The organism is Calidifontibacillus erzurumensis (genome assembly GCF_013303125.1).
Classification (GTDB): domain Bacteria; phylum Bacillota; class Bacilli; order Bacillales; family Bacillaceae_J; genus Calidifontibacillus; species Calidifontibacillus erzurumensis.
Window position 1 is genome coordinate 17,905 of sequence record NZ_JABTTE010000022.1, and the last position, 13,807, is coordinate 31,711.

11 protein-coding genes are annotated in these 13,807 nt (G+C 37.8%); all 11 read right to left on the minus strand.

The window, feature by feature from the left end; all coding sequences use genetic code 11:
• Positions 1 to 140 precede the first annotated feature (140 nt).
• The 11 genes from HR057_RS13775 to HR057_RS13830 all read right to left on the minus strand — a co-directional run bounded on the left by HR057_RS13775 (position 141) and on the right by HR057_RS13830 (position 13,665).
• Complete coding sequence (locus HR057_RS13775; protein WP_173732022.1) at positions 141 to 2,705, minus strand: bifunctional diguanylate cyclase/phosphodiesterase; 2,565 nt, start codon at positions 2,703 to 2,705, stop codon at positions 141 to 143.
• Between the two features lie 636 nt (positions 2,706 to 3,341).
• A complete protein-coding gene (locus HR057_RS13785; RefSeq protein ID WP_173732064.1) occupies positions 3,342 to 4,046 on the minus strand; it encodes an ABC transporter ATP-binding protein in 705 nt (234 codons plus the stop codon).
• A complete protein-coding gene (locus HR057_RS13790; RefSeq protein ID WP_173732065.1) occupies positions 4,039 to 4,830 on the minus strand; it encodes an ABC transporter ATP-binding protein in 792 nt (263 codons plus the stop codon). Before HR057_RS13790 ends, HR057_RS13785 begins: the two co-directional genes overlap by 8 nt.
• A 25-nt stretch (positions 4,831 to 4,855) precedes the next feature.
• A complete protein-coding gene (locus HR057_RS13795; protein ID WP_173732023.1) occupies positions 4,856 to 5,806 on the minus strand; it encodes a branched-chain amino acid ABC transporter permease in 951 nt (316 codons plus the stop codon).
• A 12-nt stretch (positions 5,807 to 5,818) separates the two neighbouring features.
• Entirely contained in the window at positions 5,819 to 6,694 is an 876-nt protein-coding gene (locus HR057_RS13800; RefSeq protein ID WP_173732024.1) for a branched-chain amino acid ABC transporter permease, read from the minus strand.
• 86 nt (positions 6,695 to 6,780) lie between these two features.
• Positions 6,781 to 7,980, minus strand: coding sequence for an ABC transporter substrate-binding protein (locus HR057_RS13805; RefSeq protein ID WP_173732025.1), 1,200 nt, complete (start codon positions 7,978 to 7,980; stop codon positions 6,781 to 6,783).
• Between the two features lie 381 nt (positions 7,981 to 8,361).
• On the minus strand, positions 8,362 to 9,693 hold the full coding sequence (locus HR057_RS13810; protein WP_173732026.1) for a UDP-glucose dehydrogenase family protein: 1,332 nt from the start codon (positions 9,691 to 9,693) through the stop codon (positions 8,362 to 8,364).
• A gap of 1 nt (position 9,694) precedes the next feature.
• Complete coding sequence (gene galU / locus HR057_RS13815; protein ID WP_173732027.1) at positions 9,695 to 10,588, minus strand: UTP--glucose-1-phosphate uridylyltransferase GalU; 894 nt, start codon at positions 10,586 to 10,588, stop codon at positions 9,695 to 9,697.
• Positions 10,589 to 10,768: 180 nt separating this feature from the next.
• A complete protein-coding gene (locus tag HR057_RS13820; RefSeq protein WP_230474458.1) occupies positions 10,769 to 11,548 on the minus strand; it encodes a HipA family kinase in 780 nt (259 codons plus the stop codon).
• Positions 11,548 to 12,663, minus strand: coding sequence for a glycosyltransferase family 4 protein (locus HR057_RS13825; RefSeq protein ID WP_173732029.1), 1,116 nt, complete (start codon positions 12,661 to 12,663; stop codon positions 11,548 to 11,550). The genes HR057_RS13820 and HR057_RS13825 overlap by 1 nt, the downstream gene beginning before the upstream one ends.
• A 15-nt stretch (positions 12,664 to 12,678) precedes the next feature.
• The gene (locus HR057_RS13830) at positions 12,679 to 13,665 is read right to left on the minus strand and encodes a serine/threonine-protein kinase (protein WP_173732030.1); all 987 of its coding nucleotides are present in this window, start codon (positions 13,663 to 13,665) and stop codon (positions 12,679 to 12,681) included.
• Between the last annotated feature and the right edge of the window lie 142 nt (positions 13,666 to 13,807).

Here is a 13,807-nt window from a genome sequence, read left to right on the forward strand (position 1 = left end):
GTGGTTGTCCTCCTGCACCTTGGACATCCACTCTTTTAAAAAAGTGGGCACTCAAATAGCACCCACTTTTTTCAGAATATTATAACATATAGTAACTTCAATTTTTGTCGGATGAAGTCGCTTTTTCTAAATTTCTTCTATTAAAGATTCTTAGCCATTCCTGATTTAACTAAGAGGCGAACTTTTTGCTGCAATTTAGGAAACTGTTCGCTAAATTGTTCAGAAGTCATCGGCGGACTCGTTAAATAACCTTGAATTTGCATACAACGTCTGCTTTCTAAAATTTCTTTTTGAATTAAAGTTTCGACCCCTTCTGCAATTACTTCTAAATTTAAAAACTGTGCCATTGAAATAATTGTCGAAATAATTGTCACATCACTATGTTCACTAACAATGTCGCTCACAAACGACCTGTCAATTTTTAATCGATCAACAGGTAGATGCTTTAAATATGACAGTGAAGAATAGCCTGTGCCGAAATCATCGATGGCAATTTGAACACCAAGTTGTTTCAAAGCATCCAATGTTTTCTTCGTATGATCGATATTCATCATCATGCTCTCGGTAACTTCCAACTCCAAATATTCCGGTGCTAAACCCGTCTCGTCCAAAATTTCTTTCACTTTTTCAACTAAATCTTGCTGATAAAATTGCCGAATGGATAAGTTGACAGCAACGCGAAATGGAGGAAGACCTTGATCATGCCACTGTTTCAATTGCTGGCAAGCTGTTCGCAATACCCATTCCCCAATTGGAATAATTAAACCTGTTTCCTCGGCAATTGAAATAAACTTTCCAGGAGAAACAAAGCCGTGTGTTGGATGATGCCAACGAATGAGGGCTTCTAAACCAATGATTTCTCCTTTGCAGAGGTCAATTTGAGGCTGGAAAACTACAACTAGTTGATTTTTTTCCAAAGCATGGTATAAATCATTTTCAATAACAAGATTATCCAATGCTTTTCCGTCCATTTCGAATTGGAAAAACTCGAACGAACGATTTTGATGTTTTGCCTCCATTAATGCTATACTTGCCCGTTGCAAAAGTTCTTCCAAATCGGTGCCGTTTTGTGGGTAAAATGCAACTCCACCAATTAAAGCTATATTCAATTGCAATTGTTGTGCCTGAAGAGGCTCTTGAAAAGCTGAATGGATTTTTTCCAAAACAGCTTTTGTTTCATTTTTTTCTTGATCATCATTTGGGATGACCAGCACGAACTCATCACCGGTGTGGCGGCATAAAAACATATCTTCGGAAAGCTCTCCCTGAAGCCTTTCAGCCACCGCTTGAAGAATTAAATCACCAAAGGCATGCCCAAGCGCTTCATTAATATTTTTAAAACGGTTGATATCAATAATGATAAACGCACCTTTTTGATCTTTGTTTTTTCCTATGAACGTAGGCCACTTTTCTTTTAAATAGCGCAAATTCGGCAGTTTCGTTAATTCATCATGGAAAGCCATATGATGAATAATTTCTTGATCTTTTTTCATTTGGGTAATATCTTGGAATACCATGATCGCTCCCGTTGCCTGTCCTTCTTCATATAATGGGGTTAGCACATAGGAAACAGGAAAAATTTCACCGTTTTTGCGTATAAAATAATCTTCTTTCACGCGATACGTATGTGAAACTTCATTTATTTTTGAACAAGGGCATTCTGAAAACGGAAAAGGCGTCCCATCTTCACGAACGTGAATATAATCATGAACTCTTTTCTCTAATAATTCATCTCTCGTCCTACCGAGCAGTCGTTCCGCTTCACGATTGATATACGTTAAGTAGCCTTCTTTGTCTGTAACGATTAGCCCTTCACCCATATTGGATGTAATGGTCTGAAGGAACTTTTCATTTTTTAAAAGGCGCATTTCAGCCTCTTTTTGCAATTCAAATGGTTCTTCAACCGACGTATGATATACAGCCCTTTGCAAGAAGTAAAAGCCTGCCAGCTGAAACCAGTGGCCGATAAAATTATTAATATCGTACACGCTTTTATAAGTAGTAAAAAAATAATCCGAGATCATTAAATAAATGGATGCTGTCATTAACATATTGTTAAAAACTTCCTTTGAGCGGAAGCGTACAGCAATAAAGTAAACAATAAAGATTTCAATTAATATAGCTAAATATTGCAAATTGTTCTTTAACGATGTTGTTCCGATTCCATCAACAACTAAAGCAGGCAAAAGCTGTATTGGCGAATAGATGATTATGATCCAAATAACCGAGTAAACGAGCGCCACACTGTATGCCAGTATGCGGAACTTCGAGCTAACTAAGCGATCTTTCGATAAAATAATTGCAAGCATCCCCATTACTTCTGTCAATCGAGCCGCCATAAAAAACCATGTTGCTTTATATGATGAACTTTCTGAAAGAAAGAAAGGCATTCCTTTGTAATTTATAGTATGAACAACTTCCAATATCCCTATTGCGAAAAATAATGCACCAATCCATAAGCGAAAACTGGACAAAATATGAGGAAATATCATCCACGATTGGATCGCAATCATAAAAGCAGTGGTGATAATAAAAATTTCCATTAGCAAATGAATAGTTAAATAGTTTTCTTCGCCAAAGACACCATAAAGCGATTCACGAAAAACGACGGCAACCATTAATATGACCAATGAAATGATTAATAGGGAAACATTTTTATTTTTTATATCGAGATCGAGTAGTTTTTTTCCGGAAGGCTTTTGCATACCACCACTCCTTGCAACCAAATCAACCAACGAACAAAATTTTATAAAATTCTTCTATGTATTTCCATTATACTACAACGCGTATCCAAAATAGGAAAATATAGTTAATAAAAAATGACAGTTCTCGTAAAAAATTGATAAACATTGCTATATATTTTGGAAAATTCTGAACTATAATTTCCTAGAAAATTTTTTAAATTTATAGATTGGCAGCTAGAACCTCTAGAATGCTTCTATAAATATTTTTGTTCGTAGTTATTTTGGTATGCGGTAAAAGTCCAGTTTCTTCTAGAATTTGTAAATCAACTTTAATCGCACGGATTTCTATCAAAATTTAGGGCAATTGCTTTTAGATATACTAATTACCATATTTCCCTAACTACCAACCAACATTCCATTCTTAAATATTTACAAAAATGTTCATTGTTGGTATAGTTGAAATAGTTTCTATTTTATTAATTTTAAATATAATAAAAACAAAATGGGACTGTCCCAATCGTCCATATATGACATTGAGACGCCCCTTTTTTGCCCTTCCAATAAACTTTTTATTGCAAGATCGTAAGTGAAATGATTCTGCCAAATCCGATGTAAACCGTTTGTCTGTCCATTCGTTCGAATGTTGCCTTTTCACGATTACAGCCCGCCCAAATAAGCTTGTTTGATTTCGTCGCTTGCTTGTAGTTCTTTCGCTTCACCTGAAATAACTACACGACCTGTTTCAATTACATAGGCTCTGTTTGCAATTGACAATGCCATATGGGCATTTTGTTCTACTAGCAAAATCGTCGTACCTGTACTATTAATTTCTTCAATAATATTAAAAATCGTTTTAACCATTAATGGCGCAAGTCCCATCGATGGCTCATCAAGAAGTAATAGCTTTGGCCTTGCCATAATCGCACGTCCCATCGCCAACATTTGCTGTTCTCCTCCTGAAAGGGTACCAGCCAATTGCTTACGGCGCTCAAGAAGCCGAGGGAAAATTGCATATACTTTTTCCATGTCATTGCGCACTTCTTTATCTTTTCGTAAAAAGGCGCCTAGTTCCAAATTTTCTTCAACTGTCATGTTAGCAAAAACACGGCGGCCTTCCGGAACGTGAGAAATACCTGCTTTAACAATGGCTTGCGCTGGCTTACCGGCAATTGATTCTCCTAAATATTGAATATCACCGTTTTTCGGCTTCAATAAACCCGATAAAGTTTTCAAAAGGGTACTTTTACCAGCACCATTTGCACCGATCAATGTTACAATTTCACCTTCGTGTACTTCTAAAGAAACACCTTTTAATGCTTGGATATTTCCATAAAAGACATCAATTTGGTCAACCTTAAGCATGATCATCACCAACCTCCTCGCCTAGATAAGCCTCAATTACTTTTGGATGGTTGCGAATTTCCTCTGGTGTGCCTACTGCAATGAGTTGGCCATGATCCAATACATAAATGCGTTCACAAATTCCCATCACTAGTTTCATATCATGTTCAATTAATAGAATAGTCAAATTGAACTTTTCACGGATAAACGCAATTAATTCCATCAATTCATGCGTTTCTTGCGGATTCATCCCTGCAGCAGGTTCGTCCAAAAGTAGTAGCTTCGGACCGGCAGCCAAGGCTCTGGCGATTTCCAATCGTCGTTGCTGACCATAAGGCAAATTTTTTGCCAATTCATCTTTCAATTTATCTAACTGAAAGATTTTTAAAAACTCAATCGCCTTTTCTTCCATTTCTCTTTCCCCGGCAAAATGAGCAGGAAGGCGGAAAATAGAGCTTAAAATTGAATGTTTCGCTAATGAATGGTAAGCAACTTTTACGTTATCAAGGACAGATAAATCTTTGAATAAACGAATATTTTGGAAAGTACGGCTAATTCCTTTTTGAGTAACTTTATAAGGCGGAAGTCCATTCAGACGTTCCCCGTTAAAAATAATTTCTCCTTCCGTCGGTACATAAACGCCTGTCAACAAGTTAAAGCATGTTGTTTTACCGGCACCATTTGGTCCAATGAGTCCGATTAATTCGCCTTGTTTAATTTCCATTGAAAATTCGGAAACGGCTTTTAAACCACCAAACTGGATTCCTGCTTTATTCACTTGAAGCAACGGACGATCAACTGTCATTTGTGTGTTATTTGTTGAAGATGAGCTATTGACCATTGACGCTGCCTCCCTTCACGCTTTTCCATTTGCCAAAATAATCTGTAATTTCTTTCGTCCCCATTAATCCTTGTGGTCTGTACAACATGACAACTATAAGTACGAGACTGTAAATAATCATCCGTGTTTCAGGATAATCTTGTAAAAATGTGGAAACAATCGTAAGCAATATAGCAGAAATGACTGCTCCCGATAAACTTCCCAAACCGCCTAAAACAACATAGATTAATATATCAAAAGATTTCAAGAAGCCAAAGTTTGTCGGTTGGATAATATAGAAGTTGTGCGAATAAAGTCCGCCGGCAACCCCAGCAAAAAATGAACCTAATGCAAAGGCAATAACTTTATAATAGGTCGTATTAATACCCATCGAATCGGCAGCAATTTCATCTTCACGTACAGAAATACAAGCCCGTCCATGGCGCGATTTAGTAAAGTTCGTAATAACAATAATCGTGATCATCAAGCATGCAAATGCGTAAGTCCATGTCGTCATATGTTTTACTTGCATCCCGGCCGCACCGCCGACATAGTCAATATTTAAAAATACAATCCGAATAATTTCGCCAAAACCTAACGTTGCAATCGCCAAATAGTCCCCTTTTAAACGAAGGCTTGGAAAACCGACAAGAAGTCCCGCCAAAGCTGCCATAATTCCTCCGGCTATAATTGCGATCGGAAACGGCTGGCCAAGCTTCATCGTTAAAATGGCGGAAACGTATGCCCCTACAGCTAAAAATCCGGCGTGTCCTATCGAAAACTGTCCGGTAATACCGATGACAAGATGAAGACTGACTGCCAAAATAATATTAATAGCCATATAGATTAATGTATTTGTATAAAATGGGTTTAACATGTTTGTGCTAATTAAAAATTGCACAACTCCATAAAAAATGGCGCCCAAAATGACAAATATCCAAAAGCCTTTTCCGGTTTTCATTCAATTTTTCACCTACACTTTCTCTCTCATATTTTTTCCAAAGATGCCAGATGGTCTGAAAATAAGAATTAATATAAGAATGATGAAAGCGGCGGCGTCTCTCCAAAGTGAATAACCAAAGGCGCTGACAATTGTTTCAACAAGCCCAAGCACAAGCCCGCCGACCATTGCCCCAGGAATAATACCGATGCCCCCGAGCACTGCGGCAACGAAAGCTTTAAGCCCTGGAATGATACCCATTAACGGTTCAATTTTTGTGTAATAAATCCCAAAAATAACACCTGCTGCCCCTGCCAAAGCAGAGCCAATCGCAAACGTAGCAGAAATTGTATTATCAACATTGATGCCCATCAATCTAGCTGCTTCTGCATCATGGGATACTGCACGCATCGCTTTGCCGATTTTAGTCCGGTGAACAATAAATTGCAGGATAATCATGAGAATGATGGAAACAGAAAGAATTAAAATTGATTGGCTGCTGATTTGAGCGCCAAGGAAGTTGAATGTTTTATTGGATAAAACAGTAGGGTATGCTTCAGGTTGTGCACCACGAAGATAAATGACAGTATACTCGATCAATAATGAAACACCAATGGCTGTAATTAATGCTGCAATTCTAGTTGCATTACGGAGACGTTTATAGGCAATCCGTTCAATAAGTACACCAAGTATAGCGCAAACAGCCATTGACAATAAGAGTGCTGGAAAAAATCCGAGCCCCCATCCAGCAATTGCATAAAACCCTATAAAAGCTCCCACCATAAAAACATCGCCGTGCGCAAAGTTGATTAGTTTAATAATTCCGTATACCATCGTATAGCCTAAGGCAATTAAGGCATAAATACTACCAAGTGATATTCCGTTGATAATTTGCTGTATCCACTCCATAATTTCACTCCTTCCATATACTGCTGTTGGTCGTCACTCTTTAAAAAAGAATGGAGGGATTAATCCCCCCATTCTTCAAGGATTTCTTAAGGATTAACTTTCGTTTTGAACGTTTGTTTTCCATCTACATATTCTAATACTGTTGCTGACTTAACAGGATTGTGGTTTTCGTCAATTGTTACGATACCTGTTACAAGTGATAAATCTTTAGTAGCAGCAAGAGCATCTTTAATTGCCACTGGATCTGTGCTGCCAGCACGTTTGATTGCGTCAGCTAATAGATAAACAGAGTCATAGCCAAGCGCGTTGAATGCATCTGGTGATTTACCATTATATTTTTCTTTAAACTTCGTTACAAAGTTTTGGATCTTTTCATCTGGGTCTTCAGAAGAATAGTGGTTTGTAATAAATGTATTATTTAAGTTTTCAGCACCTGCTAACTCAATAAGCTTTGGAGAATCCCAACCGTCAGCACCCATGAATGGAACATTGAGGCCCATTTCACGTGCTTGCTTAATGATTAAGCCTACTTCTTCATAATATCCTGGGATGAATACGAACTCAGGATTTTGACCTTTGATGCGTGTTAATGTTGAACGGAAGTCAGTATCTTTTGCAACATAAGCTTCTTCTGCTACAATTGTTCCGCCTGCAGCTTCAAAAGTTTCTTTAAATGAAGCAGCTAGACCTTTTGCATAATCACTTGCGCTGTCAGCAAAGATCGCTGCTTTTCTAACGCCCAATTCATTTGCTGCAAAGTTTGCTGCTACAGTTCCTTGGAATGGGTCAATGAAGCACATTCTGAACACATATTCATTTAAGCCATCTTCCCCAACTGTTACATTAGGGCTTGTACCAGATGGAGTTAATAAAATTGTATTAGTGTCATTTGCAATCTGTGCTTGTGCAACCGTGTTACCGCTTGTAGCCGCACCAATAATCGCTGTTACTTTATCTTGGCTTGTTAATTTAATGGCAGCGTTTGTTGCTTCTGCAGCTTCAGACTTATTATCAACTTTAACAACTTCAAGTTTTTTGCCGTCAATTCCACCGCTTGCATTGATTTCTTCAATTGCAAGATCAACGCCTTCTGCGATAGATTGTCCATAAGATGCAACACCACCGGACAGTTCAAGGTTGGCACCAATTTTGATTACTTCAGCATCACCTGAGCCGCCACCTGAACTACCTGAAGGTGCTGTATCTTGTCCCCCGCCAGAGCAACCAGCAAGTAGACCGGCAACTAAAGCCGTTGATAAAAGAAGTTTTGAAATTCTTTTTTTCATCTTTTTATCTCCCCCTTAATTAATTATTTAATTATTCTGACAATAATAAAACTATTAAACATTCCCCTTGTTTATTCACAAGGAGCGCCAGAATAAAAAAATAATTGAGAATATTATTTCAATAATAGTATTTTAAATCAAAGATCGTTTTTCGTCTAGCAAATTTTTTTATTTTTCTATTTTTTTAATCTTTTACAAAACTATATTATGATACTCTTTTTTTGACATTTTTATGCAAAAAATACCATTTTAAGATAGGCAAGCCCATCGGGATAATTGTTATTTAAAAAACATAAGTCTCTAAACAAAACACGAAAGATGTTCCTCTCTTAAATAGCTTGAAAGGACATTCGTGTTCGTTTAGAGACTTAAATAAGAAAGCTACTTCTTTTCGACAATGAAAGCACGTTTTCCAACCGGATAATATTCAAACCCTTGATAGGCTTTTAAACTACTATTTAAAGTTTCAAGATCAAAAATGTTGCGGCCATCAAAGATGATCGGCTGTTTCATTACGTCAAGAAGCGCTTTTACATCCAATTGTTGAAACTCCGGCCATTCTGTGACGACAAATAAGGCGTTGGCATCTCTAGCAGCTTCATAGGCTGATTGCGCATAGGAAATAGAATCTCCCAATATTTTTTTGGCATTTTCCGTTGCAACCGGATCATAGGCGGTTACTTTTGCCCCAAGTTCAGTTAATAGCTTTGATATGATAATAGATGGTGCTTCTCTCATATCATCCGTGTTTGGCTTAAAAGCAAGGCCGAAAAGGGCAAATTTTTTTCCACGCAAATCGCCGAAACGACTCACAGCTTTTTTAACAAGGAGGCGCCGTTGTCTCTCATTCACAGCGACCGTTTCTTTTAAGATAGCAAAATCAACATGATGGGATTTGGCCGTATGGAGAAGTGCTTTAACATCCTTTGGAAAACATGAACCGCCATAGCCGATCCCCGCATGTAAGAATGCTCCGCCAATCCTTTTATCCATGCCCATTCCTTTGGCAACATCGTTGACATTGGCTCCAAGCACTTCGCATAGATTGGCAATTTCGTTTATATAACTAATTTTCATTGCTAGAAAAGCATTGGAAGCATACTTGATCATTTCAGCACTTCGAATGTCTGTCTGTATAATGGGAACTTGTAGTGGAAGATACATTTCTTTCATTTTTGCGGCAGCTTCTTCTGATTTAGCGCCGATTACGATCCGATCGGCATGAAGTGTGTCATGAATGGCAGATCCTTGCCTTAAAAATTCGGGGTTTGAAACAAGATCAACACGGATATTTTTATTACAGCGGTCTTTTAATAATTGATACAGTTCATCGTTTGTTCCAACTGGTACCGTGCTTTTCACAGCAATGATTACATCATCTTTAAGATATGATGAAAGATCACAAACAGCTTTCTTAATATATGATAAATCGGCACTTCCATCTTCACTTTGCGGCGTGCCAACAGCGATGATAATTACTTCCCGATTCTTTATTCCTTCCTCATAAGACGTCGTAAAAAACAACCTGCCATTTTGAATATTTTTTTGAAGCAATTCATCAAGTCCTGGTTCGTAAATCGGGGAAATTCCTTGACGAAGAAGTTCTATTTTCCGTTCGTCAATATCAATACAGTAAACATTGTGGCCGATTTCTGCCAAACATACGCCGGTGGACAGTCCTACATATCCTGTTCCTAAGACGGCAATTTGCATTTCAATCGATCTCCCTATTCTTTTCTTTTTTGCTGACATCGGCTAAATAAGCCAAGATTTCCTCTCTCATATCTTCCCGCTCTAAAGCAAAATCTAATGTCGCACGTATAAAGCCATTTTTATCGCCAATATCATAGCGTGTTCCTTCAAAATGATAAGCAAGCACAGCTTGATGTTTATTTAATTCATGAATGGCATCTGTTAATTGAATTTCATCGTTTTTCCCTGCTGGCAGATGTTCTAAATAAGAAAAAATTTCTGGTCTGAATACATAGCGGCCCATTATGGCATATCGAGACGGGGCCTCTTCTACTTTCGGTTTTTCTACAAATGCATCAATATAAAAAAGATTCGGTTCAATGGCCGAACATTTTGGTTTAATGATTCCATATTTGCTTACTTCCTTTTCAGGAACGGTCTGGACAGCGACTACCGAACTGTTGCAATATTCAAAGACATTAATTAATTGATTGATACACGGTATTTGCGACCTTACGATATCATCGCCCAATAAAACGGCAAAAGGTTCATTGCCGATAAAGCTTTTGGCGCAAAGAATAGCATGTCCCAACCCTTTCGGTTCTTTTTGGCGAACAAAAAAGATATTGGCCAAGTTAGAGATTTTTTGAACTTCTTCAAGCATTTCGAGCTTTTTTTTCTTCAAAAGTGCATCTTCTAATTCATAAGATTTGTCAAAATGGTCTTCTATCGACCGTTTCCCCCTGCCGATGATAATGACGATATCTTCAATTCCCGACGCTGCTGCTTCCTCAACGATGTACTGTATAGCCGGTTTATCAACAATCGGCAGCATTTCTTTAGGCTGTGCTTTTGTTGCTGGCAAAAAGCGGGTGCCAAGACCAGCTGCTGGAATAATCGCTTTTCGAATCTTCATCTGCTGCCTCCTTTCTAAATTCTTTTATATTGGTATGCACTAGTATGGATATCTGTCTCGGACAAGGGCCTATTGTTCATGGAAAAACAATGAAATAAATTGAGGATTTTAATGAGTGTACGTTTACAGGAGTTTGCAAACAAAATAAAAACCCCTTAAACCCGCTTGGGTCAGGAGTTTTTACCCTTTTTTCAAAGGACGATATACTTTTCCAATAAACTTCTCGATCATTTCCGGAAGAATTCTTTTCCGCCGTTTAATAAGAGTGCTAACAATTGCTTTCCGCTCTTCTCTCGTAACTTTCCATTCTTCTGGTATTAGTTCAACAATTTCTTCGAGCAATAATACCGGAATTTGTTGGATGACTTCAAGTACATCGAAAAAAGATTGTTCTTGTTTAATAAATTTAGCGATAAATTGGTGTGTTGCGCTTTTGAATACGTCCACCGGCAATTTTTCCAAATCATCAATCAGCCAAAAGTAGTTTCCGAATATTTCTGCATGATCAATCACTGTTACATGATAGGAATCAGCTGCCGTTTCTTTCAACAAAATATTTTTCCGTGTCCGGTCGGTATTTGCTAACCAGTAATCAAATAAAATAATACTGGCAAGCTGCCAATCGTCATTCGTTAGCACAACTTTTTTATTCGTTATATCCACTTCATGACCGTCACGGCAATTTGGGATATACCGAGATGCAAATTGGTATCTCACATCGCTCATTTGGGCAAGCTCTTCAACTTCAGTTAAAAAGTTTTGCGGAATATCAACGATCCGGGCAAAAGGAGTAGGCAAACCTAGAAAGCGCGCAAGAGGATACGCAACCCATTCATTTGGCAATGACTTTTCAAAACCGTGTTGAAAAAATTTGACTACATAATCTTTGCCATCACTAAAAGTTATTAAATGGGCATTTGATTTTCCTTCCAATTTTTTTCGATAAGATACCGGTTCCATCAAGATGGATTCACCTCGCCGCTTTCACTTTTGTCCGGATAGACAAGCGACTTGAGCAAAGCTGCATATTGGGAGGCAACAACATCGATGGCAAAATTCGCTTTCGCATGTTCGATTGCATCTTTTGACATTTGTTCGTGAAGCTCTTTATTGTCCAAAATTTTATAAAGCTGTTTAACCGCATCATCAACATTTTGACCATAATAAAGCAAACCGGTCTTGCCGTTTATTACTAGTTCTGTGATCGGCATAATGTTTGAAGCTACAACTGGTACACCGCAAACCATTGATTCAATAAAAGTATTGCCAAATGATTCTGAGCGCGTTGTCGCCAGCGTACAGCCCCCTGATTTGCGTATTTTCGCATAAAGTTGGGGCATCTCTTGATAAGGGATGACAGGAAACCATTTTACAATATCTGTTAGCCCTTCCTCTTGCCATTTTGCTGCAAACTCATCACGCTGAATGCTTTGTGCTCCACCAATCACCCAGAATTCAACATCATTCCGTTCCCGTTTCACTTTTTTGGCAACTTCTAAAAGCATCGGCCAATTTTTTCTCTTATCCAAACGACCAATGTAGGATACGATTTTTTTATCATCCGGCAATACAGGCATTCGGTCTTTATGAATTGCTTCATCAGGCAACGCTCTAAAAAATGAAGTATCAACCCCATTGTAAATAACATGTACTGGTAATTCATCGATCAAAATTGAAACTAATCGCTTTTGATATTGAGATGGAACAATAATGGCCAAAGGTTTAATATTTCGGAAATTTTTTAAATGGGGAATGAGTTTAATCAGTTCTGGAGTTCTGGCTTCAACAATGACCGGTCCTTTATATTTTGCCTTTGTTAGCCATTTATAGGCAGCACCCGTATCAGTGACAATGATTGCATCATACTTATTTTTTTTTATAATCGATATAATTTCTTGGTCATCTTTTGTTAAATAAACAGGCGCAACGTCTTGCATGATATGCAGTCCGCCGTGATCCGTTGTATAAAGAAACTCCGTATGAATATTATGTTTTTTAAAATAAATAGAGCGGTTTCGCCAACCGGCATTGACTCCGCCAACTGTGAGTAAACGCCATATTACTAGTACTTTCATCGCTTTCTCCCCGTTTTACCGAATTCGTCTTCGTGGGATTTGTTTTTTGTTCTTTTCAATTTTGTTCCATTTATTTTTTTTGTTTGATTTTTCGTCCTCCGATTCTGTTTGTTTTGGGTTTTCTACCACTTTCCCTTTTATAACAAATTTGGTTCTTTCAGTTCTTTCATACTGGTCCCAATACTCATCGATTTTTTTCATGACTTTTTCCGGATCATAACCTATAGCGAGCATCGTTTTGACCCACTCTTCTTTAAATACTTTGTGCATTAATCCTTCCAGCGAAATTTTATATTTTACTTCATCATTGGTCGTAAGAAGTTTCTTGCTTTTAATTTTCAATTGGTCTTTTCTAGATTCTCTGTACTCGTTGAGAACATTTTCGTAAATTTGTCTCGAAAGTTCTTCCATCCTAATATAATGTTGCCATTCTTCATATAATTCGGGAGCGAGTTCTTGAACATGTTCCAAAAACATCGCTTTATAGTCCTCGCCAAGCGATGTTAATAATTTGCGCGGATAAGGATAAACGCGGTCACGCCAAACCGTCCGCGCCACATCAATGACTTTTAAGTTGCCGTCCGGCTGTATAAAAATTTGCCTTTTATGATGATCAATTCTTTCAAAGCCAATTTCCTTAAACGTTATGAGCATCTCGATCAATTTCGCAGATAGCTCTTTCGTCAATGGCTGGGATTGTAAATATTCGCGCAAATCAACACCATTGATCATTTCCATGGCAATATAATCCGGGCCCTTCGCATATACTTTCGGAAAAAGGTTCGTATGTTGGCCAAGCAACAATGCGTAATATTCACGCTCACAATCCTCTTCATTACCAAAGACCTTTACACAAATCCCATCGGTAAATTTAAAAACGGCCCCTTGCCGACCTTTTCCGATCATCTCAAGTGGCGAATAATTTTCCACTTCTACATCAGCATTTTCAACATTCCGGACGGTAATTCTTTTCAAGTATTTTTTCAATTCTTTCGTATCCACTTTTTTCACTCCCTCCTATAAAAGATTCACATCACTTGAACCTTTTATTAAAAACAAAAATGTGGCCTCTCTATATATAATTCAAGAACTTTGGAAAACGTACAGAAAATTATCGATTTTTACTTTTAATAAATAGTAGATA

What these genes read in the sequence shown, in the direction of transcription:
- HR057_RS13785 (WP_173732064.1), bottom strand. Translation starts at nt 4,046, where the DNA reads ATGCTTAAGGTTGACCAAATTGATGTCTTTTATGGAAATATCCAAGCA.
- HR057_RS13820 (WP_230474458.1), bottom strand. Translation starts at nt 11,548, where the DNA reads ATGGAACCGGTATCTTATCGAAAAAAATTGGAAGGAAAATCAAATGCC.
- HR057_RS13810 (WP_173732026.1), bottom strand. Translation starts at nt 9,693, where the DNA reads ATGCAAATTGCCGTCTTAGGAACAGGATATGTAGGACTGTCCACCGGC.
- HR057_RS13775 (WP_173732022.1), bottom strand. Translation starts at nt 2,705, where the DNA reads ATGCAAAAGCCTTCCGGAAAAAAACTACTCGATCTCGATATAAAAAAT.
- galU (WP_173732027.1), bottom strand. Translation starts at nt 10,588, where the DNA reads ATGAAGATTCGAAAAGCGATTATTCCAGCAGCTGGTCTTGGCACCCGC.
- HR057_RS13825 (WP_173732029.1), bottom strand. Translation starts at nt 12,663, where the DNA reads ATGAAAGTACTAGTAATATGGCGTTTACTCACAGTTGGCGGAGTCAAT.
- HR057_RS13790 (WP_173732065.1), bottom strand. Translation starts at nt 4,830, where the DNA reads ATGACAGTTGATCGTCCGTTGCTTCAAGTGAATAAAGCAGGAATCCAG.
- HR057_RS13795 (WP_173732023.1), bottom strand. Translation starts at nt 5,806, where the DNA reads ATGAAAACCGGAAAAGGCTTTTGGATATTTGTCATTTTGGGCGCCATT.
- HR057_RS13805 (WP_173732025.1), bottom strand. Translation starts at nt 7,980, where the DNA reads ATGAAAAAAAGAATTTCAAAACTTCTTTTATCAACGGCTTTAGTTGCC.
- HR057_RS13800 (WP_173732024.1), bottom strand. Translation starts at nt 6,694, where the DNA reads ATGGAGTGGATACAGCAAATTATCAACGGAATATCACTTGGTAGTATT.